Genomic DNA, 24,411 nt, shown 5'->3' with positions numbered 1-24,411 from the left:
AAAAGTAACAATATTTTGCAAAGAGTCTCAATACGTGCAAACCGAACATCAAGTAGGGAATTCCTCCCTATGACAGAGGGGCGTACAGATGTACGCCCCTAATATCCGAATCGCAATTTCGTGTAGAAAAACAAATTAGGAAAACAAACTATATCTCTGTAACTGGTTTTCAATTGTTTTGGGCAAAATTTTATTTAATTCTTTACCGTCTTTAAATTGTAGAGTTTGTAAAGATGGTAAATCGAAGGGTAATTGTCCTTCTAAATCTCGCTGCATGTGTGCGAGTAAAATTTGCTCGGAACGTTTTGTTTGGATGGCGTAGCCAATTTCTACACAAACATTAGGGCTAGGAATTAACTGATTGCTGTCCTCTTGAGAAATACTCGTAATTGGCGTACTATCGGCAATAAATAGTAAACTTTTACGAATGTTGAGCAGCATTTGGCGATTGAGTCGGAGCGGATTCTCTTTAGAACGATAAGATTCTACTAAGGATATAGGTAAGCGCGATCGCTTATTTAATGTTTCTAGGGCTTGTTGCAATCCTTCCCGCAAAACTTCGCTAGCTGCGCTATATTCTATTTGGTAAGATAAAAAAATTGTCGGGTCTTGTAGAGCAGATACCGCTTGCTTAGTAAAGTAAATTTCGTGACTGATTAAGTCAATATTCGAGATAACGTAACCACCGCTACCCTCAATATAAAACTCGACAGCCTCTCCTTCTAAATAGCGCTGAAACCATGCCGATTTTTTAACTTCCTCGCTGTCGTTTAAAAAATCAGCTCTCAATCCCGATTTCAACAGACTATTCTTACTCAATCGCAAATCGTGAGTGCGTTTTTCTAATTCTTTAACTGGCTCGTATTTTTCTAGAAACCAAGCTTTGAGCGCAATGATTGCCATTCTCGATTTAACCGTAAAACAATAACACCCAAGCTAGCACTAGCTGAGGAATTTCCTCTGTCTTTCAAGCTTAGGTAGGGATATTCTGAACTCTACCTTACTAATACTAGTAAATTAATACTAGTATAGCAAGCTCGGATATATTGCCCCCTATTTGCGCGTATTTGAGGAAATATCAACCTGTGAGTTGGGTGTTATTTTTATTCGATCGGACAGAAGAGAAATCAGCAGTTCTTGTTTACCTCTTAACTCAATAGAAGTTGGCTTTTCAATCTGCCAATTGAAGCTCTTTTGCTTCAATTACTAAATTATCACTATGAATTTTAAAGATAATATGTTAGAAAATAATCTTTACCTTTTCGGTAAAAGTTAAGTTTTGAAAAGTGAATTGGGGAATAGATAATAAGTTATTGGTAGTCGTGCAGCGCCCGATCGCCGATCTGAGCTATTTCTCGAATTTCCTGACGCACGCTCATCAAGATCTTCCCCAGATAGTTCTGACCCGTGCGATCGCAACCGCAGCCCCAATAGTAATCAGTCGGCGAGTTTTCTACCAGTAATTCGTCTCCAGTTGCAATCAAAATCGATTGAATATCGGGATAGGTCAGAAACTTCTGGCGCACGGCGACGTGCATGACCTGGGTTTTGACTTGTTCCCAATCGGAACGAACTTGAAGGGTGCGATCGCGTCCTAGTGCGGCAGCTTGCTCTGGTGTTGCCGCAGCATGAATGATAGGAATAAGGGCTTCATTAGCACTACCGACAAATTTTTGTGCTTGATAATAATGCTCTACTGTTGACCAGTAAGTACCCTGGATGTCGATCGAGTGGGGTGAAAAGTTAGAAAAACACCCGTAGGGTTCGCATACCTTGTAAAAGTAGATTGCCATTCGATTAAATCGTTTTTATTTTTAAATACTTTCTTTAATCGATTATTACAGTTTCTTTGCAGACACCAAATCTATTCAGCCCATTTCAGAGGGCGGATATAGCGTTCCCATTGAAATGCGATACGTTTGTAGGGACGCAATATTTGTAGTAGGGGCGCACAGCTGTGCGCCCCTACCGATCTGCAATCAAAAACTGCTTTGAGATCGGCGTGATGACACCAATACCAATAAAAAGGAAATGAGAGATGCGATCGCCAGCGTCTCTACAGCGTTCCTTTTGTTTGTTCTACAATTTGCTGGGCAGCATTTAACAAATACTCAAAATAAGTACGGGCGACGACAGACATTTGCTTGCCAGCAGGATAAACCATATACCAGTTGCGCTCAATGGGGAAATATTCCACATCCAGCACGGTTAATTCTGGATTAGCGGATTCTGGGATGATGGTGTGGCGCGAGAGGACGGAAAGACCCAAACCCCCTGCGATCGCCTGCTTGATTGCCTCGTTACTGCCTAATTCGAGCTTAACTTTCAGTTTAATCCCCTGCTCGTCAAAGAGCTTCTGTACCGCCGTGCGCGTTCCCGAACCTGGTTCGCGCAGGATAAACGGTTCTTCGCTTAATTGTTGCAAGGAAATATTTTTTTCCCCTGCCAGCGGATGATTGGCTGGCGCAAGCACGACTAAGGGGTTTTCTAAAAATGGCTGGAAACCGATATCGAGATGTTCTGGTAGCTGACTCATGATATACAAGTCGTCCAGATTCTCCTTCAGGCGATCGACAATCCCTGAATGATTCGTTACCTGTAAGGCGATATCAATCCCTGGGTAAAGCTGGCAAAATGGTCCTAACAGGCGCGGTACGAAGTATTTGGCAGTAGTAATGACCGCAAGTCGCAATCTCCCCTGCTTCAAACCTTTCAAATCTGCTACCGTCATCTCAAATTGAGCGAGTTTCTCAAAAATTTCCCGACAGGTAGCAAATAGTTCTCGTCCTGCCTCCGTGAGGTAGAGACGCTTACCCACTTGCTCGAATAGAGGTAGACCGACCGCCTTGGTTAGCTGCTTCACCTGCATGGAAACAGTCGGTTGGGTTAAAAATAACTCTTCTGCGGCACGGGTAAAGCTACCATTGCGCGCCGCAGCTTCAAACACCTTTAATTGGTGAAGCGTTGCTTGCTTCACTGCTATTCTCCTAGCAGATTGAATTATAGATATGTACCTATAATACCTATTAAAAACTATGGCTTTTATTTATAGTGAATATGAGTTACCATTCTTTACAACTGAAAGAGCGTAAGATGACTTCCAAGCAGCGTTGCACGTCGCTATGGGGTGTAGGGAATTGATTTACTCTTCTCCTGTGAATGGTCTAGCCCACCAGCCGCAGAATTTCACCGACATTTCATCAGCGCGTGCGATGCTTTTCCTTAGTTCTTATGACGAGCTGTCAATAGCAGCAATTACAGATCGCGAGGGATGATTTCTTCTTCTTTAAGTGGCACGGGCAAATTAGCTAAATCTGGTAATTGTACGAGTTCTTTTTCCTTTTCCTTCTCCTTGATGGCGAGTGGTAGTTGTAAAGGTTGCTGTTGCTCGATCCAGCAGCTTGCCAGTGGTAAGGTCTGTTCTAAATCGTCCAAGGGTCTAGGAATCACCATCACGGCGTTGAGTTCGCCAATCCGTTCTGCCTCGTACATTCCTGCTTCTACAGCGACGGCAACATTAGATACGCTACCGCGAATGATGACGGTACACAACCCAGCTCCAATGCGTTCGTAGGAAGCAAGTTGCACGTCGGCAGCTTTGAGCATGGCATCGGCTGCACCTACCATTGCAGGAAATCCCCGTGTTTCTAGCAGTCCGACAGCTTGATGACTGAGGCGGCTGTAACCTCTTGCGGTCAATTGTTGCAAGCGCAGACCAATTGGTAATACAGCTTCTAGATTCGGCAAAGGGCGAGGTATGACTAATGAGGAAACTAATTCGCCAAAGCTTTCAGCCGTTGCCGCACCTTCCCTCACGGCGAGGCGAACATCGGCAGTACGACCGCGCACGATCGCCGTACAGTGCCCGCCGCCAATCTTCTCGTATCCTACTAGGGTGACTTCAGCAGTCTTGAGCATCATGTCTGCCGTCCCGACAATCGCGGGAAAGCTGCGGGTAGATACCAAGCCTAAAGCCATTTCCTGAAAGTTTTGTACCCGATGTTCTTGCCCAGAAGTGGCGAACCCTTGATTCTGTGTCTGCATGGTAGATCTAACCGATTTTAGATTCTAGATTTTAGATTTTAAATGAGGATTTGTCGGTGCGTACCGCGACAACGCAAGTCAGAATAATTCTAAAATCGTCAGTCTGGGCATTTTCCGGCTTCATCCTATTTACAGATAAAGTTAATCCCATCCAAATTCCAAATCTAAAATTGCCTTGACTTAGGTTCCTTGAGATGGAGGAGTATCTGGTGGTGGTTGGTTCAATGATTGACTATGGGGAAACAACGTTGCCATCAACCGCGTGATGGAAGCTTTACCATAAACAATGCGATCGCCACTCGGTTGAGTTGGTTCTAGTTGGCTTTGTGCCGATCCAGCCATCTGACCGTTAGACTCAGGTGTTGCTCCAAGTGTTGCCGATGTTGGTGGCGATGGCTGAGTTGCATCAGTTGGCGGTGTCGGTGCTGCTTCAACCTCAACAGTAGAATCTACCGTTAAGTGACGGCTGGTATCTCCTAGCAAAGAACCTGGAGGAATCACTTGTTTGGGAGCGACAGAACAATTAAAAACTGTCGTTGCCGCACCGACGCAAGCATTTGCTCCGATTGTAGCTTTACCTACCACTAAAACCCCAGCTCCGAGATTAACTCCCGTCTCGATCTCTACATTTCCGTCATGGGCGTGCAGCACGACTCCCATGCCAATACATACTCCTGCTGCAATAATAATTTTACTGTTTGGGTCGGCATGGAAAACTACCCCAGGAGCGATCGCTGCCGTGCGATCGATTATCACCTCGCCACTGATATGCGAATTAAAGTTACCAATTGGGTGTAGTGGCGATAAAGACATTTAGATTAAATCCTTTGAACGGGAGTCGGGAGTCGGGAAGCGGGTGGAGGGCGAGGTTTCCTCGCCATCGGAACCGCGTAGTCGGGAGTCGGAGAAGAGGAGGAAGACAAGGTGATGGAGATAGTGAGGGAATGAGTTATGTTGTTATTTCCCCTTGTCCTCTTGTCCTCTTGCCCTCTTGCCCTTCCTTAGCCCCTAGCCCCCCTTCTTTTTCCCTACTCCCTACTCCCTACTCCCTCATCTTATGGACGTTGGATAATCGTTTCCAGCACCCGTCGTTTTTGTTTAGAGTCAATCCCGACCAACCGGACGTATTCACCAGGGTGGTTAGCCAGACAAGTTTCCAGCGCGTTCACTACCTCTGACTCATTTCTGGTAGTAATCGGACTACAACTCTGCCAAGAACCAGTGCGGAAACGGCGTTGGTCTACGTGTTCCGAGCCAATTGTATGCCCAGCTGCCAATAGGTGGCGTACTTGGTCTACAATATCGCCCCCCAGCTTAGAACTCGTTACCCTACCCGAATTGGAACTACTGCCATTACCATATGAAGGAGCAGAGGCGTAGTTAGAATGACCTGCTGAATGACCTGCTGACTGAGAAATCACTGGTCCGTCGGGACGCTGAATAATGGTTTCTAGTACCCGCTGTCTCCGTCTGGGGTCAACGCCGATCAAGCGCACGTACTCCCCTGAAAACTCAGCGAGGCTGGCTTCCACGGCTGAAATAACCTGAGATACCTGGTTAGAGTTAATTGTGCCGCAGCTAGCCCAAGAACCGGTACGGAAGCGGCGTTGGTCTACGTGTTCTGTCCCAACTTGATAGCCTTGTGCCAGCAAACCACGAATTTGCTCTACGGTCTCGGAATCGAGTTTGGAGCTGCCTGTCGAGCCTCCGCCATAGCTGCCACTGCTAGCCGCACTACTGCGGTAGCTGCTACTAGCTGGTGGTACGGTAACTCTCGCCGCGCCGTTACTTTGGATTAAGGCGTGTCCGTTAGGTCTTTGAATAATTGTTTCTAATACTCGTTGCCTGCGTCTGGGGTCAATCCCAAACAACCGGACGTATTCGCCTTCATGTTCTGCCAAACAAGATTCTAAAGCTGCGATCGCCTCTGACTCCGAGCGAGGTTCGAGTGGCGTGCAACTCTTCCACGTCCCAGTGCGGAAACGGCGCTGGTCTACGTGTTCTGTCCCGATTTTGTATCCTTGCGACAATAGGTGTCGCACTTGCTCCACTGCTTCTGTATTCAATCTTCTACCCATGATTCCACTAGCACTCCCATTAACGCCTTTATCCCCATCCGCTTGAGGTTGTGACAACTCGTCGCGAATGGGGGTGATGCAAGCCTTATCGTCAGCACAAAGATAACCCGATCGCAGCGCGTTATTGACCCCAATGACGTGACGCGCAAACTCTCGATCTACTTGTTGCACGTCGGGTAAGCGATCGGCTTGCTGTTGGTTGGTAATCGTCGCTCCCGAAGGTACGTACTTCCCAGCCGGGATTTCTACATCTTGGATCAGAACGTGCATCATGACAATGCAACCATTACCAATTCTGGCGTTGAATACGGTGGAACGAAAGCCGATGAAGCAATCGTCTCCTACGTATGCCGGTCCGTGAATCAACGCCATATGAGTAATGGAAGTATTTTTCCCGACCCATACCGAATATTGTTTGCCATCGTCCCCGATCACGCGACCTTGTTCCAGTCCGTGAATCACTACCCCATCCTGCACGTTCGTGCCTGCACCGATATGAAAAGGAGTGCCTTCATCGGCGCGAATTGAAGTTCCTGGCGCGATTAGGACGTTAGAACTGATATGGACGTTCCCAATCACGTTGGAAAAGGAATGTACGTATGCAGTTTCGTCAATCTGTGGCTCTGCCAAATTTTTTGACCAGGGGGTAGGCGGGGCAGCATAGCTGCGGGCTACCATACGTTAAAATCCTCTGAAATATCCTGTTGCTATGAATTGATTTTGCCGCGATCGCCTAAGGAAAGCTCGATCGGTCTTGCTCTCTTTTGCTGTACAGGTTGCGATTGTCTACGCTGACAGTATCGATAATTCCTACTACCAATGCATCTAGGGGACGCGATTGATTGCCGTCGATCTGACGGGCAGCACTGCCGCGACTAACTAAAACCCACTCATCTACACCAGCACCTATCCAATCGGCTGCTACCTCATATTTAGGTAGCAGGCGACCGTCAGCATCGATAAATTGCAACAACAGTAGCTTGGCTCCTCGCAAACTTGGTTCTTTGTGGGTACTGACAACCGTACCCCGAACTTGAGCGATTTGCATTCAGGGTTACGGTCTGTTGTAAGGACGGATACCGCTGACGCTCTCGCGGAACTGTTCTACAGCTTCTGTATAACGAATCGGCAGCACGTATTCTAGGTTTTCGTGAGGACGAGCGATGATGTGGGTAGACAAGACCTGTCCGCCATTCACGCGCTTGACGGAATCTATACCAGCGGATACCGAAGCTTGCACTTCCGAAACATCGCCTCGTACGATCACCGTGACTCGACCGCTACCGATCTTTTCATAGCCCACCAGAGTGACGCGAGCTGCTTTTACCATCGCGTCTGCTGCTTCCACAACTGCGGGGAAGCCCAACGTTTCAATCATTCCTACTGCGATTGCCATTTTGTTTTACTCCGTAACTGAAAGTAGCGTAAGGTTATCAAACTGAAAAACTGAAAGCTGAGGATTTATCGCGGCTAAGTGCGGAACTGTTCTACAGCCTCGGTATAGCGAATTGGCAGTACGTATTCGAGGTTTTCGTGGGGACGGGCAATGATGTGCGTGGAGAGAACTTCACCACCATTGACTCGTTTAGCTGCTTCAATGCCAGCGGAAACCGAAGCTTGTACTTCTGAAACGTCGCCCCGCACGATCACCGTGACGCGAGCGCTACCAATCTTCTCGTAACCCACTAGAGTGACACGGGCAGCTTTTACCATCGCATCTGCTGCTTCAACAACTGCGGGAAAGCCCTTGGTCTCAATCATTCCAACCGCGATCGGCATTTTTACTCTTCTCCTTGATGGCGCGTAAGTAAACCTAGTGGATTTAGTTTGACAGTAAATTTTTGACGAGAATACCCATTCTTAATTAGAAAAAAGTCTTCCTGAAATAAGCATAGGGAAGCTTTGCTCCCCTGACAATATAAATCATTATGATAATTTTGAATGAGAATGTTTAAAAAAACTTAACGGTGTATTTTCCGCTCGATCTGACATCTAAACCGCCCCTGTTTATCGCTATTCTACTTTTGTTTTATAATTTTTTAATTACATTTAGATAAAGCAAACTTATAACTCGGCAACTTCAGCCTCTAGAGCGATTGCCGAAGGTCACGTCTGATGGGTTTAGGAGTTTTTACTGACCGATCGCCACTGACCGACGAAATCTCGCCTGCTTGGGTGCTATAATTGCCTACACTCAAGCTAAATCAGTTTTGCACGAGTAATACAAAGAGTGAAATTTGGCAAGAGTGCAAATCATTTGAGAAAATACTTACCCGGCTACATTTTGTAAGGAAAAACTATTAATAACAAAAACATTCAGAGAACAAAAATAGTCCGAACGAGATTGACAAACAGAAATTAAAAAACTTCAAACGTCTCTACTGAGAAAACTAGAATTGCTCCCAAATAAAATTTTTTTAGTTGCAAATAAGTAGGAAAATTGCAAATGACGCAGTTTTTATTCATAAATAGTTGGTGGGTTCCCTTCTACGGCTTGATTGGTGCAGTCCTCACCTTACCTTGGGCAATGGGGATAGTGCGTCGCACTGGACCAAGACCTGCCGCTTATCTAAACTTATTAATGACGGTGGTAGCTTTTATCCACAGCGTTATCCTCTTGAGGGATATGTGGAATCAAGAGCCACAGAGCTTTCTCTTTACCTGGTTCAAAGCTGCCGACTTAGATTTATCTTTTGCGTTGGACGTGTCGCCAGTCACCCTTGGTGCAGCAGTTTTAATTACTGGTTTGAGTCTGCTAGCACAAGTTTATGCCTTGGGGTACATGGAGAAAGATTATGCCATAGCACGGTTTTTTGCTTTGTTCGGATTTTTTGAGGCAGCGCTATCGGGCTTAGCCTTGAGCGATTCATTGATCCTCAGTTACGCTCTATTGGAAATGCTGACGCTTTCTACCTACTTACTGGTAGGCTTTTGGTATGCTCAGCCATTGGTAGTGACGGCAGCAAGGGATGCCTTCTTAACCAAAAGAGTAGGGGACATACTGCTGCTAATGGGTGTTGTTACCCTTGCCTCCTTTGCAGGCAGCCTCAACTTCTCCGATTTATACGAGTGGGCGCAGACAGCTCAACTATCGCCTTTAACATCAACACTACTAGGCATAGCTTTAATTGCCGCCCCAGCAGGAAAGTGCGCTCAATTTCCTTTGCATTTGTGGTTAGACGAAGCAATGGAAGGTCCTAACCCCGCTTCCGTGCTGCGAAACTCGATGGTGGTATCAGGTGGTGCGTATGTTTTGTATAAATTGCAGCCCATATTAGCGCTGTCACCTGTGGCATCTCAAGCTTTGGTCATTCTCGGCACGATGACGGCAGTAGGAGCATCGTTAGTTTCGATCGCCCAAATTGATATTAAGCGGGCGCTGTCCCATTCCACTAGCGCCTACATGGGACTGGTCTTTTTATCGGTAGGTTTGCAACAGGGTGGCGTAGCGCTGATGTTGCTATTTACCCACGCGATCGCCAAGGCATTACTATTTATGAGTGCAGGCTCGATCATTGCCACCACGCACACCCAAGATTTAACGGAAATGGGAGGTTTGTGGTCGCGGATGCCTGCCACCACAACGGCTTTTGTCGTCGGCGCAGCCGGACTAGTGACGCTCATCCCTTTGGGTAGCTTCTGGGCAATGGTGCAATGGACAAACGGCTTTTGGATAGTTAGCCCTTGGGTTGTCGGCGTATTGCTCGTAGTTAATGGTTTAACGACACTCAATCTCACTCGCGTCTTCCGACTCGTCTTCTGGGGCGACCCGCAGCCAAAAACTCGTCGCGCTCCAGAGGTCATGTGGCATATGGCTTTACCTATGGTGTCGCTGACAATAGTAACTCTGCTAGTTCCGTTGATGTTACAGCAGTGGGGATTGTTACCGAGTTGGGAAAACATCAACTGGCAAGCAGTTACTCTCTTAATGGCATCAAGTGGATTAGGGCTGGCAATCGGCTCGACAATATACCTGCATAAAGCTTGGTCGCGACCCGTGCAATTGCAGTGGCGATTTTTGCAAGACTTGTTGGGCTACGATTTCTATGTAGATGAGGTTTACAAAGTCACCGTTGTTTTGGCAGTGAATTCGATCTCAAAAATTTCCGCCTGGATCGATCGCTACATCTTAGATGGCTTAGTAAATCTAGTTGGCATTGTCACCATCTTTAGCGGTCAAAGCTTGAAGTACACTATCTCCGGTCAATCGCAAGCCTATATGCTAACCATTCTCCTCGGAGTCGGTCTGCTCGGCTTAATTATCAGTTGGTCTTTAGGATACATTTTTCAGTAGATGGTGATTGGTAATTGGTAATTGGTGGTTGGCAATTGTGTATTGTCAATCGCGTCTTGCTATCAACTATTAACCGTTAACTATCAACTCTTACCCATTACCCATTACCCATTACCCATTACCCATTACCCAATTCCAATGCTCAGTGCTTTCATTTGCTTACCAGTCTTAGGTGCGGTGCTAATCTGGGTTTTGCCTCCAGGTGAGACCCGATCGCGCTATATTGCTCTAGCAGTTACTGCTGCTACATTTATTTGGAGTATTGTTCTCGGGTTTCGATTCGATCCGGCGGATGGTGCTTTTCAGTTTCAAGAAGCACTACCTTGGATAGATGCTTTGGGTTTGAGCTATCGCTTAGGCGTAGATGGATTATCTTTCCCATTATTGGTGTTGAATGGCTTACTCACTTGCGTTGCACTTTACAGCACCAATAACCAAGTGGCGCGATCGCGATTCTACTATTCTCTCATTCTGCTACTCAATACCGGTGTTGCTGGAGCTTTCCTATCTCAGGATCTCTTGCTATTCTTTCTGTTCTACGAACTGGAACTGATTCCCCTATATTTGTTAATTGCGATTTGGGGTGGCGCAAGGCGCGGCTATGCAGCGACGAAGTTTCTAATTTATACGGCAATTTCAGGCATTCTGATTTTAGCTGCCTTTTTGGGTTTGGTTTTATTAAGCGGTACGGGTTCTTTTGCTTACGAACCCTTACGCACGGCGGCGCTGGGTTTACCGTTGACAGCACAATTGATTTTACTAGGGGCAATTGTTGTCGGCTTCGGGATTAAAATTCCTTTGGTTCCTTTCCATACTTGGCTACCAGATGCTCACGTCGAGGCTTCTACACCCGTTTCCGTGCTGCTGGCAGGGGTATTATTGAAATTGGGAACTTATGGTTTGTTGCGCTTTGGCATGGACTTGTTACCGGAGGCTTGGACAGCATTTGCCCCTTGGCTGGCAACTTGGGCAGTGGTCAGCGTGCTGTATGGGGCTTCCTGCGCGATCGCCCAAACTGATATGAAAAAGATGGTAGCCTATAGCTCTATCGGTCACATGGGATACGTGTTACTGGCAGCAGCGGCAGCGACACCTTTGAGTATTTTGGCGACAGTATTGCAAATGCTCAGTCATGGTTTAATTTCAGCACTCCTGTTTCTGCTGGTGGGAGTCGTTTACGAAAAAGCGGGTAGTCGCGATACTCAAGTGTTAAGAGGACTACTCAACCCCGAACGAGGTTTACCTGTCATTGGCAGCTTGATGATTTTAGGCGTAATGGCAAGCGCTGGAATTCCTGGTATGGTAGGATTTGTGGCAGAGTTTCTCGTGTTTCGCGGCAGTTTTCCCGTCTTCCCTACCCAAACTCTCCTCAGTATGGTGGGGACTGGTTTGACTGCGGTATATTTCTTACTCTTGGTAAACCGCGCCTTTTTCGGACGGCTATCGCCCCAGGTTGAGAATTTACCTAAAGTTTACTGGTCAGATCGCATCCCCGCGATCGCGTTAGCAATACTGATCGTCGTGTTGGGAATTCAACCGAGTTGGATGGCACGGTGGAGCGAACGGACAACTACAGCTATGGTAAATAATGTAGAGGCGATCGCTCATCTCGCAGTCAAGAATCCGCAATTGTAAATTGGTTTGAATAAAATCTGTCCCTACTATTGAGATTCACACCTGTAGGGGCAGATTTTGCTAACCAATGTGTGAAACAATAAAAAATAAAGTCTTGTTTTATCAAAAAAACACTTACCAAGCTCTTTGTACAGACGTTGCATTTCATGTCTGATAACTGATAACTGATTAACTAATACCTGATATGGTCAGCATCACTAACAAGCCTACCAGCCATCCTTTAGCAGAATACATTCAAAGGTTGCAAACAGGAGAAGCTCTACTTGCAGATACTCCTGAAAATGTTTTAGAAGTTGTAGGAATTCTCAAAAGCTACGGTGTGGTTTTAGATGCCTACTGGCGGAATTTAACATATATATCAGAAAATCAGTTTTTAGTCTTTTTCCCCTTCTTCAAGTATTTTAACGGTGAATTTTCTATTAGGAAATTGCTCCGTCATTGGTGGCACGATCGCATCAATTTTGAATACGCTGAATACTGCATGAAAGCTATGTTCTGGCATGGTGGCGGCGGTTTGGATGCTTATTTAGATACGCTGGAATTTAAAGAACGAGCAGCAGCAGCGATTCAGGCAAAGTTTAAAAATAATCCTTTGGTTTTGGGCTTGAACCAACTTTTCCCAGAATTTCTTCCAGAATTGGTACGTCAGCAAGCTTATTACAGTGGGTTGGGGCAATTTTGGCACATCATGAGCGATATGTTTTTGAAGCTGAGCGATCGCTACGATCGCGGTGAAATCAAAACTATTCCGCAGGTAGTCGAGCATATCTTAAATGGTTTGGTTGCCGATGCCAATACACCAATTACTTACACGGTGAAAATTAAAGGCAAACAGTACGAAATTATTCCCAAAAGTGCGGGTTTAACTTTCCTTCCCGATACAGCCGTACCCTACGTAGAGGCAGTTTTCTTCCGAGGCACGCCGTTTCAAGGGATAATTTCTTACAACGCTCAAGCACATCAAATTCCCCCCGATCAAGCGCGATTTGCTTATGGTGCGTTATATGCAGATCCGTTACCAATTGGTGGTGCTGGCATTCCTCCGACGCTGTTAATGCAGGATATGCGGCATTACTTACCCGAATATCTGCATGAAGTCTATCGGCGCACCAAGCGTGGAGAAGATGACTTGCGGGTACAAATTTGTATGACTTTCCAAAAGTCAATGTTCTGCGTCACCACAGCCGCAATTTTAGGGTTGATGCCTTATCCGGCAAATACTGAAGATCCGTCAGAACAGCGGTCAAATATAGCTTATCTCGAAAATTGGATGGATCGGTTTATGACTTCGCGCTTGTTGGAGGTAAATAGATAGAGGGTAAAAGGCGATCGCATGGCTTTAAGTTAGAGGAGGGGTGCGATCGCAATTTATTGTATTTCTGAGTATGACACAAGAATCTTTATCTGAAGAACAGCAAGCTAAACTAGCTGAAATTACTGAACTTGCCAAAATTGCAGAACAAAAAGCTAGAGAAATGAGCGAATTTGCTACAGCGATCGCTCAAAAATACCAACAACACTTATCCCTCTTCTAAGAAACCAGATTTTCTGAGGGCTGAGGAATAAGCTCAAAACCAAAAGCCTGGGCTTTTTTGTGAAGGTTGTTGACCATTCGCTCGCGATAACGCAGCTCATAATAATCCATGCCAGGATCAGTGTAATCTGCTCCGGTTGTCCAAAGTTGGTAAAAAATCCGCGCAATTTTGTGAGCAGTAGCAGTAATAGCTTTAGGAGAGCCAAGTCGAGAACGTAAACGCCGATAAAACGCACCTAAAAACGTTTTGAATACTCAGTTATACGTATTAATTACTTGTCGATGGTGCGACATACCACGAGGGGAGCAATGGGCATCAAAGAGTTCTGCCCACCGATGGCAAAGCGCGATGGTATGAAGACGGAACACTGGAAAAACTAAAAAGACGGATTTTGGCAGTGGCAGAGGAAAAGGGAATGATCGACTGGAAGTACGGAGCCGAGGCGCGGCTCTTTTTCCCCCGCTTAATGGTGGAGGTGACGGTGTAGGTTATGGCTACAAAGGCAAAGGTGTCCTTATCCACAGTATTTCCTTATCCACAGTATTACAGATGCCAACGGTATGCCCCTTATAGCAATTACTACCGCTGCTAATGGAGACGAAAGGCAGCAAGTCCTACCGATGCTAGCTCAAATCCAATTAACGACAGGCAAACGAGGTAATCCTAAGCGTCGCCCTAAAACTCTTGCCGCGGACAAAGGATACGATGCTAGATGGTTGCGTAAGAGACTTCGGACTAAAGGCATCCGACCACAAATCAAAAAACGGCATCTGGGAGGGAAAAAGCCCAAGGGCAGACCAATCAAGGAAGTTGTACCGCGCTATCAACAGGAGCGCTCTTTCTCCTGGTTTCAACGCAAGTATAGAAGACTCGTTGTTCGAGCTTGAACGCCTGAAAGTGTGTTTTGATGCTTTCTTTCTCCTCGCCACATCCTACATCTGGTTTCCCAAGTTAGTGGGATAGGTTCTTGCAAGTTTTTCCGATTCCAGAACTTAAACGTGGCTTCTTCAAACTGATGGCTTATATGAATGACTTCCATACTGCCCCAATTACTTATGTTCAGCTAAATTCCGCTTAACTTCTACTTTTATTCTGCTAGTGTGACAGAAGAAAGATAACTAAAAATTGGTTTTCCTGTAGAGACGTTACATGTAACGTCTCTACAGGAAAAAATTTGTAAAGCAAATAGAACTGACAGGGTTTCTTGCCTCTTTTATAAGAGAGATTAGAGAGGATACTCCAGCTCTTTGCCTCACAAACCGAGATATATTAGTTTTCTCTCTCCTTGCAATCATACTTCTTCGTCAGCCGTTCCTGCTTCTTTTTCAATCCAAATAAATATTAGGGCAAATACTGGAAACGGCAAAATATAAAATATTAAAGGAATCATAATCCAAGGCAACCACGAAGCAGCATAAGACCCTGTTAATTGTGTCATATCTACCATGATGCTATTCTCCAGTTTTTATTGGCAATTGGTAATTGATAAGGTGTGTAGGATGGGCAATGCCTACCTCCGCACTAATTAACATTAACCCCACCCCGCAAAATTGAGTCTAGAGCATCGAAGTTTTCTAGTAGTAAATAAGCAAATACAGCTCCTCCCATTGCTCCTAGAAAAATTCCACCATTTAATTGATACCATTCATCGCGATTGCGTAACGGTCTGAGTGAATCTTTAGAAGTAGAGCCATAAGCACCTCTAGGATCGCCTTGGAAGGTCGTGATTGCAAAAATAGAAATTCCCAAACAAGCTGATACAGCTATATATATTGCTGTAATCAATCCACTTAAATTAGCACCATGAGCTGTCTCTCGTAATGGTCCAACCACAACCTCTGGTCCCACTAGAAAATAGCCGTGAGCCATGCCAATTTCTAAACCACGCATAAAAGGAGTGAGTCCTTTGCGATAGGCAGGAAGATTGTTAATAAAAGCTCTAGCTAAGGGAGAATCGGTAATAGCTGTAGAGAAATTACTGTTAAACGGATCTCCTTTATAGGGTTGAACGGGATCGGTATCGAGCCTATAGTTCAATTTTGATTCTACAGATGGATTTGCAGTATTAGTCATTTTTGATTTTCTCCTAATTAAAGTTGTCGATCCTCCGATCTTGCTTCTTATGTGCGACTTCTCAAATAAGCATTTTTTTATGAGTTGTAACGCAGATAAACGCGAATATAGAAAGCATTAACTCATGGTTTTCAAAGAACTCTCCTGGTACGTCCACCGGGAGAGGAGAGTCTAAATTCGCAACTGATAAAGCCAATTTCTAGGGCAGAAACAACAAATGTATTTCTTGTAGAATCTGCCCTAAAATTTTTGCTCTAGGCTAGCCAAATTTTCCAGCCGTTGACGCAATCAAGAAAGCACCATAGGTAGCAATATAGCCAACGGTGAAGTGAGTCAAGCCAACTAGACGAGCTTGAACGATAGATAATGCTACAGGCTTATCTCTCCAATATCCGAAAGATAATGGTGTTTTTTCGTGCGCCCAGACCAGAGTTTCAATCAATTCTTGCCAATAACCCCGCCAAGTAATTAAGAACATGAAACTCACAGCCCAAGCCAGGTGACCCCAGAGAAACATCCACGACCAAATAGCTAGACTATTCGTACCGTATGGATTGTAACCATTAATCAACTGAGCAGAATGCAACCAGAGGTAATCTCGGAACCAACCCATGAGATAGGTGGAAGACTCATTAAATTGAGCTATATTCCCTTCCCAAATTGCTAAATGTTTCCAGTGCCAATAGAAAGTGACCCAACCCAAAGTATTGAGCATCCAGAACACGGCTAAATAAGAAGCGTCCCATGCAGAGATATCGCAAGTACCACCGCGACCGGGACCATCGCAGGGGAAGGCATAGCCGAAGTCTTTTTTGTCGGGCATCAGCTTGGAACCGCGAGCATCTAAGGCACCTTTGACCAGAACTAAAGTGGTGACGTGCAAACCAAGGGCGATCGCGTGGTGAACGTAGAAGTCTCCAGGTCCAATCGTCAAAAACAAGGAGTTCGTCGTGTTATTGACCGCATCTAACCATCCCGGTAGCCAAACATTAGCATGGTTGGGCCAAGCTGTAGAAGCAATACTATCTGGGTTTGATAACAGCGTATTAAACCCGTATAACGCCTTACCATGAGCTGCTTGGATAAACTGAGCGAACACTGGTTCGATCAGCACTTGCTTTTCTGCCGCACCAAAGGCAACTTCTACATCGTTGTGGACGTATAAGCCTAGAGTGTGGAAACCCAGGAAAAGAGACACCCAAGACAAGTGGGAAATAATCGCTTCTTTGTGACGCAGCATCCGATCTAGGACATTACCCTTGTTTTGTTCTGGATCGTAGTCTCTGATCCAAAAGATACCAGCATGGGAAAATGCCCCTACCATCAAAAACCCAGCAATGTACTGATGATGGGTATACAGTGCTGCTTGAGTCGTGAAGTCCTGCCCGATGAAAGCGTAGGGTGGCATCGAATACATATGCTGTGCTGTCAAAGAACTTGCTACACCCAAAGCAGCTAAAGCAAAAGACAGTTGGAAGTGAAGCGAATTATTGATCGTGTCGTACAATCCTTGGTGCGGTAAGTTGAAAGGACCTTCAACCTTTGCCCCAAAGAAAGATTTGGAGTTCAGCATCTCTTTGATGCTGTGACCGATCCCCCAGTTGGTACGGTACATGTGTCCGGCAATTATGAACAAGACGGCGATCGCCACGTGGTGATGCGCCATATCCGTCAACCATAAAGATTGAGTTTGAGGATGAAAACCGCCCAAAAACGTCAGAATTGCCGTTCCTGCACCTTGAGAACTGTTAAACACATGTTGAGCCGTATCGGGATTCTGGGCGTAAGCGCTCCAATTTCCTGTAAAGAACGCACCCAAACCCGCTGGATGCGGCGGGGTAAACAAGAAGTTATCCCAACCCACATGTTGCCCGCGAGATTCGGGAATTGCAACGTGAATTAAGTGAGCCGCCCAAGCTAGGGAACTGACACCGAACAAACCAGCTAGGTGATGATTCAAACGTGGTTCGGCACTTTTGAACCAACCGAGAGTAGGACGATATCGAGGTTGGAGGTGCAACCAACCAGCAAACAAGAACAAAGCTGCGAGTAAAAGTAAGAAGATCGCACCAACATAAAGTTCGTTGTTCGTCCGCATCCCGATCGTGTACCACCAGTGATAAACACCGGAATAGCAGATATCGACTGGGTTAGTTGCTCCGGCTCTCGTTAAAGCCTCGATCGCGGGTGGACCAAATTGAGCATCCCAAATCGCATGGGCGATCGGACGCACATTTAAAGGGTCTTTAATCCACTGCTCGAAATTGCCTTGCCAAGCGACGTGAAACAAAACCCCCGATGCCCACAGAAAGATAATCGCCAAATGACCGAAGTGAGAAGCAAAAATCTTTTGATAAAGATTCTCCTCCGTCATGCCATCGTGGAGTTCAAAATCGTGAGCAGTCGCCATCGCATACCAAATACGACGGGTCGTAGGGTCTTGAGCAAGGTCTTGGCTAAATTTTGGAAATTTTGTAGCCATATTCTTTGTTTCGGTTCAAATTTATTTGATTGGTAATTGGTAATTGGTAATTGGTAGTTGGTAGTTGTTTGATTTCGACTTTTGATTTTTGTACGGGCGGGTGCGCGCAAATAGGTTGACAACCTTAAGTGAAAATTTTTGGTCAAAACCCGCCCCTACGTCTTCTCATTACCCATTACCCATTACCACTAACCAATTGCCGACATGCGAGCGAGGAAGAATGCCCAGGTTGTCACAATTCCTCCTAAGAGGTAGTGAGCGACACCAACAGCTCGACCGTGGACGATGCTCAAAGCACGCGGCTGAATTGCTGGGGCAACTTTTAATTTGTTGTGCGCCCAAACGATCGATTCGATCAGTTCTTGCCAGTAGCCCCGACCGCTGAACAGGAACATGAGGCTAAAGCCAAAAATGAAGTGTCCGGCTAGGAACATCAGACCGTAGGCAGACAGGGATGAGTTGTAAGACTGAATCACCTGTGCCGATTGCGCCCAGAGGAAATCGCGCAGCCACCCGTTATTGGTAATCGACGAGGTAGCAAAGTTACCTCCGGTCAAGTGCGTGACAATGCCATCTGAATCGACCGTTCCCCAAACATCTGATTGCATCTTCCAACTAAAGTGGAAAACTACCATTGACAGCGAGTTGTACATCCAGAATAGACCCAGGAAGACGTGATCCCAAGCCGATACCTGACACGTACCACCGCGTCCTGGACCATCACAAGGGAAGCGGAAGCCCAAGTTTGCTTTATCTGGAACCAAACGCGAACCACGGGCAAATAGTACGCCCTTAAATAGTACGAGTACCGTGACGTGAATTGTAAAAGCGTGGATGTGGTGGATCAAGAAGTCTGCCGTACCCAGTGCGATCGGCATCATGGCGACTTTACCACCAACTGCAACCATACCACCACCCCAAGCGTAGCTGACGGGTGCGCCGATGCCTGGAGCTGTCGTACCGAGTCCTGAGAGTTCGATTCCCCGCACGCCACCAAAGACATCACCCAAGGGTTGAGCCACCTGCGCCGCTCCCACGGCTGCGGTGTGGATGTGCTGAATCCACTGGGCAAAAATTGGTTGTAGCTGAATTCCCGTATCTGAGAACATATCTTGGGGACGACCGAAAGCTCGCATGGTGTCGTTGTGGCAGTACATAGCAAAGCTATGAAAGCCTAAAAACTGACAAACCCAAGCGAGGTGAGAAATAATGACATCGCGGTGACGGAGGGTTCGATCTAATATGTTGTTGACGTGATGGGCTGGATCGTAGTCCCGTACCATGAAAATAGCTGCGTGGGCTGCGCCACCGACGATACAGAATCCGGCAATCCAGACGTGGTGAGTAAATAGAGACAGGGCAGTAGCGTAATCTGTTGCTAGGTAGGGATAGGGAGGCATAGCATACATGTGGTGCGCCACCAGTAGGCTAGCCGTTCCAAACTGTACTAAGTGGATAGATAGATTAGCGTGCCAAGAAGTCTCGAAGATTTTATCGAGTCCCTCATGACCCACGGGACCGATAAAGTTTAAAAATGGCAGCATGTTGGGAGATTTGGCATCATCCAACATTTCTTTGAAACTGTGACCGATACCCCAGTTAGTGCGGTAGAAGTGTCCGGCAACGATGAACAGCACCGCAAGCGCTAAATGATGGTGAGCGGTATCTGACAACCACAGACCACCCGTGACCGGATTCAGACCACCTTTAAAGGTAAGGAAATCGGCATATTGTCCCCATTGCAGGGTAAAGAAGGGTACTAAACCTTTGGCAAAGCTGGGATATAACTCTGCCATTAAGCTTGTATTCAAAATGAATTCGTGAGGCAGGGGAATATCTTTAATAGCGACCCCAGCATCCAATAGTTTGTTAACGGGCAAAGCAACGTGAATTTGATGCCCTGCCCAACCCAGGCAACCCAAGCCTAGCAATCCTGCTAAGTGGTGGTTCATCATCGCTTCCCAATTTTGAAACCATTCCAATTTGGGAGCGCGTTTGTGATAGTGGAACCAGCCAGCAAAGAGCATTATCGCTGCCATTACCAAACCACCGATCGCGGTACAGTAAAGCTGAAAAGTATTAGTAATGCCAGCAGCCCGCCAGAGTTGAAATAGTCCTGACGTGATTTGAATTCCGTGGAAGCCACCACCAACATCGGCATTTAAAATATCTTGACCGACAAGCGACCAAACTACCTGGGCGCTGGGTTTAACACCAGTTGGATTTGCCATCCAAGCTTCAAAGTTGGAGAATTTCGCGCCGTGAAAGTACATGCCACTCAGCCAGATAAATATAACAGCTAAGTGACCGAAATGGGCAGCGAAAATCTTGCGGGAAATATCTTCTAAATCGCTGGTATGAGTGTCGAAATCGTGAGCATTAGCATGGAGGTTCCAGATCCAAGTAGTCGTTTTGGGACCTCTAGCAAGAGTGCGATCGAAGTGTCCTGGTTTTGCCCATAACTCAGGTGAGGTAGGAACCGGATCGTTATCGACCACAACCCTTACTTTTTGCTCTCGCTCTGGAGTAATTGTCATCAAATTTCTCCTTGGTTATACGAGAAACATAATTTGTCATTGGTCATTGGTCATTGGTCATTCGCGAGAGATAGTTTTGACTTTTGACTTTTGACTTTTGACTTTTCAATCGCTAGTTAATAGAGAAAAAAGCCAGAGTTCGATCGCAAGTTACACCGGATAGCGTGATAACTTACTTTGTTTCTGGCAATGAAAGACTCCGAGGAGTTTAGTTTGTTTGGCTGTTGTCTTAATCTGAGTATTCAAACTCAAGCACTAGCATCTTTATCTTTTTGGAGAATAGGAAAAAAAAATGAAGAACTAATGAAGAAAGGTAGTAGCTTAATAAAAGCTTACATTTTTGCTGTATAGTTTCTGACTATAGGAATCCGGTTTGATTGTTGAAAAAATCTCAGTAACGCACCAAAAACTGAGAGTGATGCGTTACGCTGAAGTTTTTTTGTATACTACTACTCCCTGCTCTCTGCTCCCTTATCCCTATTCGCTCAAAAGTCAAAAAAACTGATGCTATATGATGATGTAAAGATGTGCAAGCACTCTTGAGTCAAAGATCCGCAACGGCGAAAAGAAAATGAGCAAGGCATCCCGAGCGGCTGGAAGTCTTCAACTTTGGTGTTCGGCAACTTTTGCTTTCAGCCAGTTAGCTACGAGTTCTGGTTGTTTTTTCTGGGCAAAAGTTCGTTCTGCATGGTAGCAGACTTTTTCCCGCAGTCGGTAAACTTGTCGCACGTCCAAATTTAATTGATTGGCGATCGCCTGCTGCGATTTACCTTGGAGATAAAGCTGCAACCACTGTACTGCTTCCATCCCTAGTTTTACCTGCAAATAATCGGACAATTCTTGTTTGACAGCATCGTGCATCGCTTTTTGTTCTGCCTCGGTTTCAGCCTCTTGATATGCAACTAAGGCATGGTTATCCAGCCAGCTGAAAGAATTGTCGCTTTCCTCCGTGAAAAATTCGTCTGACACGAGTTGTAATTGCTCGCTGTTAGGTGAGTAAGTGATTCCTCCCCGTGCCGTACGCTGTAAATAGTCAATCGTCCGATAGACTAACAGAGGTCGATCGCGGATCGGACGCATGGAATATTCTTCTATACTGGCGAATAGTAAAGCACTACGGAGTTGGAAATTGTTTGTACACTGGGCAATCCAGGCTACTTGTTGTTGAATGTAGCGATCGCGCAGCAATAATTCCTGCAAGACTTCTTGAATGACATCTACCACAGTGCGGTGGCGATCGCGACTGAGGGCAACTAAAGCGCGAACTTTGTGCCGCAGTACCAATAAACTACTCAAACGACTGATGAGGCGGCGATAAGCTCGTTCTGGTGGTATGCCTAAATAACGCTTTTGCAGAATTCGATAGCGAAATGACAATGCTTGTTGAGTCACGTGTAGTTGAGCTGAAGTCAGGTTGTCAAATCGTTCTAAGTCGTCGCCAAGCAACCACCGAACAATACTGTCTCTATTGGCTACACTGGCTTGCGGGTAGTCTTCAGCTAACTGCGATCGCCATGTCTGTGTTAGTTGTGCCATTGTAATTTTGGACATCATCCGACTACCTCCTATGCTTGCTCCTTGTCATACTGTCGCAATGGTTCTAATTTACGAGCAGCAAAGGTGCGATCGCATCGAATAAATGTCATTTTTCTACCATTACATTTGTCATGGCAAGAGAGTGGCTAGTGGTTAGTGGCTAGTGGCTGGACTCAATTCTCGTCACTAGCCACCAGCCACTAGTCACTGATAACTGTCCCTACTCTTTCAACCAGGAGAGAAATGCATTGGCAATAATTGCGGCTTGGGTGCGATCGCGTAAATCCAAGCGTGTCAAAATTCGAGAAATATGATTTCTGACTGTCCCTTCAGAAAGAAAAAGCGTCTGAGCGATTTCTCGATTGCTAGCACCTGCGGCGATTTGGCGTAACACCTGTCGTTCGCGTTGCGTTAGTTCTGTAAATCCTGGTGGCGGTTCTTCTGGGGATGGAGTTGGTGCTGGAGAGGGTGTAGTGGGAGCAATTTTTTCGATAATGCCAGGACCAAATTGAGTATATCCTTTATGAACGCTGCGGATGGCTTCTGCTAGTTCCTCCGCAGGAGTGTCTTTCAATAAATATCCCTTTGCACCAAAGCGTAGAGCTTCCGATACATAATTGGCATCGTCAAATGTAGTTAGAACTAAAACTTTAATATTGGTAAATTCCTGGCACATTTGTTGAGTTGCCGTCACGCCATCCATAACTGGCATCCGAATATCCATGAGGACAATATCTGGTGGATCGGATTGGGCGTATAGCGATCTGACTGCGTCAATCGCTTGCTGTCCGTTACTAGCTTCTCCCACTACTTGCAAGTCAGGTTTAATTTCCAGCAAGGTTTTCAAGCCGCGTCGGACGATTTCTTGATCTTCAACTAGTAGCACCCGGATCATTTTAATTGGTAATTGGTAATTGGTAATTGGTAGTTGGTAATTGGTATTTATACTATTCACCACGCACCAGACACTACTCTCGATCTCTACTCCCGACTCCGGTACGGGCGGGTTTATCCGCAGAACTCTTTGTTTTACTAAAAGTATGCTCTAAAAACCCGCCTCTACACGACTCCCTCATTTCTAGGAAATCTGGCTGTAATTCTACATCCTTTGCCAGGTGCGCTGGTAATTTCTAACTGTCCTCCAACCGCTAGCACTCGTTCGCGCATTCCCTGCAATCCAAAGCCATTCTGGTTTTCATCTGTACAAAAGCCGCCACCATTATCTTGTAGCTTCAGTGATAGCTCGGTGGGCGTGGTTTGAATTTGTAACTGAACAGATGTAGCTCTTGCATGTTTGCAGATATTTGTCAATCCTTCTTGCACAATTCGATATACCACAGTATTTACTGAGTTAGAAAAGGGAAGGGAGAGATCGAGCTGACACTCAGGGGCAATGCCTGTTGTGTGATGAAATTCTGCGATTAAGGCAGCGATCGCCCGATCTAATAATTGACCTTGCAGCGGATCTGACCGAATATCTGTTACCGAACGGCGCACGGCATTTAATGCCTCAGTGCCTAGTTTTTTTGCTTCGCCCAGAAACTCAAAAGCGCGATCGGGTGCTGTTTGCCAAAGCGTTAGCGCGGTTTCCATTTGAATGTTGAGTCCGACTAAAATATGTCCCAGAGAGTCGTGAATGTCACGGGCGATGCGATGGCGTTCTTCTATTGCAGTCATTGCTTCGATCCGCTGGTTTAACATCCGTTCCTGTTCCAAGGCGCGGCGGAGATCGGCTTCTGCTTGCTGCAAGCGATCGTTTTGGGTTTGTAATGCTACTTGCATCCGACGTAAAGATAGCTGCGTTTCAATGCGGGCGAAGACTTCCTCTTCTTGAAATGGTTTGGTGATGTAATCGACTCCACCAAATGTAAAGGCTTTGACTTTATCCAAAACTTCGTTTAACGCACTGATAAAAATGATGGGAATATTTTGAGTCAGATGATTTGCTTTGAGGCGCTGACAAACTTCATACCCGTTCATTTCAGGCATATTAATATCTAATAAGATCAAGTCTGGGGGCTGTGCCTGCGCTCCCATTAAAGCCGCCGATCCGCTCATCACTGCGCGTATTTCATAACCGCGATCGCTCAACATGGCAGATAATAACCGTAGGTTATCCGGCTTGTCATCGACGATCAGAATATCTCCATTTTTCTTATTCTGCATAAAAATAATCGACTCGTCTGATAATTATATA

General features: G+C 45.9%; 21 protein-coding genes and 1 pseudogene. 5 read left to right on the top strand and 17 right to left on the bottom strand.

Going from position 1 to position 24,411, the window contains the following annotated elements; translation table 11 throughout:
• Positions 1-135 precede the first annotated feature (135 nt).
• The 9 genes from DSM107010_RS05975 to DSM107010_RS05935 all read right to left on the bottom strand — a co-directional run bounded on the left by DSM107010_RS05975 (position 136) and on the right by DSM107010_RS05935 (position 7,901).
• On the bottom strand, positions 136-903 hold the full coding sequence (locus DSM107010_RS05975) for a hypothetical protein (protein ID WP_015153084.1): 768 nt from the start codon (positions 901-903) through the stop codon (positions 136-138).
• A gap of 407 nt (positions 904-1,310) precedes the next feature.
• A complete protein-coding gene (locus DSM107010_RS05970; RefSeq protein WP_106167469.1) occupies positions 1,311-1,793 on the bottom strand; it encodes an NADAR family protein in 483 nt (160 codons plus the stop codon).
• 263 nt (positions 1,794-2,056) lie between these two features.
• On the bottom strand, positions 2,057-2,977 hold the full coding sequence (locus DSM107010_RS05965; protein WP_015153086.1) for a LysR family transcriptional regulator: 921 nt from the start codon (positions 2,975-2,977) through the stop codon (positions 2,057-2,059).
• A 278-nt stretch (positions 2,978-3,255) separates the two neighbouring features.
• Entirely contained in the window at positions 3,256-4,044 is a 789-nt protein-coding gene (locus tag DSM107010_RS42845; RefSeq protein ID WP_015153087.1) for a beta-carboxysome assembly protein CcmO, read from the bottom strand.
• A 180-nt stretch (positions 4,045-4,224) separates the two neighbouring features.
• Complete coding sequence (locus DSM107010_RS05955; RefSeq protein WP_015153088.1) at positions 4,225-4,857, bottom strand: beta-carboxysome scaffolding protein CcmN; 633 nt, start codon at positions 4,855-4,857, stop codon at positions 4,225-4,227.
• 242 nt (positions 4,858-5,099) lie between these two features.
• Positions 5,100-6,800, bottom strand: a complete 1,701-nt coding sequence (locus DSM107010_RS05950; protein ID WP_127022570.1) for a beta-carboxysome scaffolding protein CcmM — start codon at positions 6,798-6,800, stop codon at positions 5,100-5,102.
• Between the two features lie 55 nt (positions 6,801-6,855).
• The gene (locus DSM107010_RS05945) at positions 6,856-7,170 is read right to left on the bottom strand and encodes a beta-carboxysome shell vertex protein CcmL (RefSeq protein ID WP_015153090.1); all 315 of its coding nucleotides are present in this window, start codon (positions 7,168-7,170) and stop codon (positions 6,856-6,858) included.
• Positions 7,171-7,176: 6 nt separating this feature from the next.
• Positions 7,177-7,518: a carbon dioxide-concentrating mechanism protein CcmK gene (locus DSM107010_RS05940; RefSeq protein WP_015153091.1), complete on the bottom strand. Its 342-nt coding sequence runs from the start codon at positions 7,516-7,518 to the stop codon at positions 7,177-7,179.
• A gap of 74 nt (positions 7,519-7,592) precedes the next feature.
• Positions 7,593-7,901 (bottom strand): carbon dioxide-concentrating mechanism protein CcmK, encoded by a 309-nt coding sequence (locus DSM107010_RS05935; RefSeq protein ID WP_015153092.1) that lies wholly within the window; start codon positions 7,899-7,901, stop codon positions 7,593-7,595.
• Between the two features lie 667 nt (positions 7,902-8,568).
• Here DSM107010_RS05935 and DSM107010_RS05930 point away from each other — a divergent pair.
• From DSM107010_RS05930 to DSM107010_RS39430, 4 genes are all read left to right on the top strand, one after another.
• Positions 8,569-10,416 carry an NAD(P)H-quinone oxidoreductase subunit F gene (locus DSM107010_RS05930; protein ID WP_015153093.1) on the top strand — a complete coding sequence of 616 codons (1,848 nt, stop codon included), beginning with the start codon at positions 8,569-8,571 and terminating at the stop codon, positions 10,414-10,416.
• A gap of 138 nt (positions 10,417-10,554) precedes the next feature.
• Complete coding sequence (locus tag DSM107010_RS05925) at positions 10,555-12,051, top strand: NADH-quinone oxidoreductase subunit M (protein WP_127022567.1); 1,497 nt, start codon at positions 10,555-10,557, stop codon at positions 12,049-12,051.
• A gap of 184 nt (positions 12,052-12,235) precedes the next feature.
• Positions 12,236-13,366, top strand: coding sequence for a CO2 hydration protein (locus tag DSM107010_RS05920; RefSeq protein ID WP_127022564.1), 1,131 nt, complete (start codon positions 12,236-12,238; stop codon positions 13,364-13,366).
• 70 nt (positions 13,367-13,436) lie between these two features.
• A complete protein-coding gene (locus tag DSM107010_RS39430) occupies positions 13,437-13,586 on the top strand; it encodes a hypothetical protein (protein WP_015153096.1) in 150 nt (49 codons plus the stop codon).
• On the opposite strand, the pseudogene DSM107010_RS43520 reads toward DSM107010_RS39430, so the two are convergent.
• Positions 13,583-13,834 (bottom strand): annotated as a pseudogene (locus DSM107010_RS43520) (IS110 family transposase); the annotation flags it as partial. The gene DSM107010_RS39430 and the pseudogene DSM107010_RS43520 sit on opposite strands and share 4 nt — an antisense overlap.
• A gap of 312 nt (positions 13,835-14,146) precedes the next feature.
• Between DSM107010_RS43520 and DSM107010_RS05905 the strand changes: the two are divergent.
• Complete coding sequence (locus tag DSM107010_RS05905) at positions 14,147-14,473, top strand: transposase (protein WP_127022558.1); 327 nt, start codon at positions 14,147-14,149, stop codon at positions 14,471-14,473.
• Positions 14,474-14,877: 404 nt separating this feature from the next.
• On the opposite strand, the gene psaI is transcribed toward DSM107010_RS05905, so the two are convergent.
• From psaI to DSM107010_RS05870, 7 genes are all read right to left on the bottom strand, one after another.
• Positions 14,878-15,033 carry a photosystem I reaction center subunit VIII gene (psaI, locus tag DSM107010_RS05900; protein ID WP_015153097.1) on the bottom strand — a complete coding sequence of 52 codons (156 nt, stop codon included), beginning with the start codon at positions 15,031-15,033 and terminating at the stop codon, positions 14,878-14,880.
• A 74-nt stretch (positions 15,034-15,107) separates the two neighbouring features.
• The gene (locus DSM107010_RS05895; RefSeq protein ID WP_015153098.1) at positions 15,108-15,659 is read right to left on the bottom strand and encodes a photosystem I reaction center subunit XI; all 552 of its coding nucleotides are present in this window, start codon (positions 15,657-15,659) and stop codon (positions 15,108-15,110) included.
• Between the two features lie 259 nt (positions 15,660-15,918).
• Positions 15,919-18,141, bottom strand: coding sequence for a photosystem I core protein PsaB (psaB, locus tag DSM107010_RS05890; RefSeq protein ID WP_106167242.1), 2,223 nt, complete (start codon positions 18,139-18,141; stop codon positions 15,919-15,921).
• Positions 18,142-18,329: 188 nt separating this feature from the next.
• Positions 18,330-20,678, bottom strand: coding sequence for a photosystem I core protein PsaA (gene psaA, locus DSM107010_RS05885; protein WP_015153100.1), 2,349 nt, complete (start codon positions 20,676-20,678; stop codon positions 18,330-18,332).
• A gap of 603 nt (positions 20,679-21,281) precedes the next feature.
• Complete coding sequence (locus DSM107010_RS05880) at positions 21,282-22,232, bottom strand: HetZ-related protein 2 (protein WP_106167244.1); 951 nt, start codon at positions 22,230-22,232, stop codon at positions 21,282-21,284.
• 202 nt (positions 22,233-22,434) lie between these two features.
• Positions 22,435-23,109 (bottom strand): response regulator transcription factor, encoded by a 675-nt coding sequence (locus tag DSM107010_RS05875; RefSeq protein WP_015153103.1) that lies wholly within the window; start codon positions 23,107-23,109, stop codon positions 22,435-22,437.
• A gap of 164 nt (positions 23,110-23,273) precedes the next feature.
• Complete coding sequence (locus tag DSM107010_RS05870) at positions 23,274-24,380, bottom strand: ATP-binding response regulator (RefSeq protein WP_106167245.1); 1,107 nt, start codon at positions 24,378-24,380, stop codon at positions 23,274-23,276.
• Positions 24,381-24,411 lie beyond the last annotated feature (31 nt).

This window comes from Chroococcidiopsis cubana SAG 39.79 (assembly GCF_003991895.1).
GTDB classification, from domain to species: Bacteria; Cyanobacteriota; Cyanobacteriia; order Cyanobacteriales; family Chroococcidiopsidaceae; genus Chroococcidiopsis; species Chroococcidiopsis thermalis.
This window is presented reverse-complemented; position numbering and strand designations above follow the sequence as displayed.

What these genes read in the sequence shown, in the direction of transcription:
- DSM107010_RS05870 (WP_106167245.1), bottom strand. Translation starts at nt 24,380, where the DNA reads ATGCAGAATAAGAAAAATGGAGATATTCTGATCGTCGATGACAAGCCG.
- DSM107010_RS05895 (WP_015153098.1), bottom strand. Translation starts at nt 15,659, where the DNA reads ATGACTAATACTGCAAATCCATCTGTAGAATCAAAATTGAACTATAGG.
- DSM107010_RS05940 (WP_015153091.1), bottom strand. Translation starts at nt 7,518, where the DNA reads ATGGCAATCGCAGTAGGAATGATTGAAACGTTGGGCTTCCCCGCAGTT.
- DSM107010_RS39430 (WP_015153096.1), top strand. Translation starts at nt 13,437, where the DNA reads ATGACACAAGAATCTTTATCTGAAGAACAGCAAGCTAAACTAGCTGAA.
- psaI (WP_015153097.1), bottom strand. Translation starts at nt 15,033, where the DNA reads ATGGTAGATATGACACAATTAACAGGGTCTTATGCTGCTTCGTGGTTG.
- DSM107010_RS05975 (WP_015153084.1), bottom strand. Translation starts at nt 903, where the DNA reads ATGGCAATCATTGCGCTCAAAGCTTGGTTTCTAGAAAAATACGAGCCA.
- DSM107010_RS42845 (WP_015153087.1), bottom strand. Translation starts at nt 4,044, where the DNA reads ATGCAGACACAGAATCAAGGGTTCGCCACTTCTGGGCAAGAACATCGG.
- DSM107010_RS05970 (WP_106167469.1), bottom strand. Translation starts at nt 1,793, where the DNA reads ATGGCAATCTACTTTTACAAGGTATGCGAACCCTACGGGTGTTTTTCT.
- DSM107010_RS05935 (WP_015153092.1), bottom strand. Translation starts at nt 7,901, where the DNA reads ATGCCGATCGCGGTTGGAATGATTGAGACCAAGGGCTTTCCCGCAGTT.
- DSM107010_RS05875 (WP_015153103.1), bottom strand. Translation starts at nt 23,109, where the DNA reads ATGATCCGGGTGCTACTAGTTGAAGATCAAGAAATCGTCCGACGCGGC.
- DSM107010_RS05925 (WP_127022567.1), top strand. Translation starts at nt 10,555, where the DNA reads ATGCTCAGTGCTTTCATTTGCTTACCAGTCTTAGGTGCGGTGCTAATC.
- DSM107010_RS05880 (WP_106167244.1), bottom strand. Translation starts at nt 22,232, where the DNA reads ATGATGTCCAAAATTACAATGGCACAACTAACACAGACATGGCGATCG.
- DSM107010_RS05955 (WP_015153088.1), bottom strand. Translation starts at nt 4,857, where the DNA reads ATGTCTTTATCGCCACTACACCCAATTGGTAACTTTAATTCGCATATC.
- DSM107010_RS05930 (WP_015153093.1), top strand. Translation starts at nt 8,569, where the DNA reads ATGACGCAGTTTTTATTCATAAATAGTTGGTGGGTTCCCTTCTACGGC.
- psaB (WP_106167242.1), bottom strand. Translation starts at nt 18,141, where the DNA reads ATGGCTACAAAATTTCCAAAATTTAGCCAAGACCTTGCTCAAGACCCT.
- DSM107010_RS05950 (WP_127022570.1), bottom strand. Translation starts at nt 6,800, where the DNA reads ATGGTAGCCCGCAGCTATGCTGCCCCGCCTACCCCCTGGTCAAAAAAT.
- DSM107010_RS05945 (WP_015153090.1), bottom strand. Translation starts at nt 7,170, where the DNA reads ATGCAAATCGCTCAAGTTCGGGGTACGGTTGTCAGTACCCACAAAGAA.
- DSM107010_RS05920 (WP_127022564.1), top strand. Translation starts at nt 12,236, where the DNA reads ATGGTCAGCATCACTAACAAGCCTACCAGCCATCCTTTAGCAGAATAC.
- psaA (WP_015153100.1), bottom strand. Translation starts at nt 20,678, where the DNA reads ATGACAATTACTCCAGAGCGAGAGCAAAAAGTAAGGGTTGTGGTCGAT.
- DSM107010_RS05905 (WP_127022558.1), top strand. Translation starts at nt 14,147, where the DNA reads ATGCCCCTTATAGCAATTACTACCGCTGCTAATGGAGACGAAAGGCAG.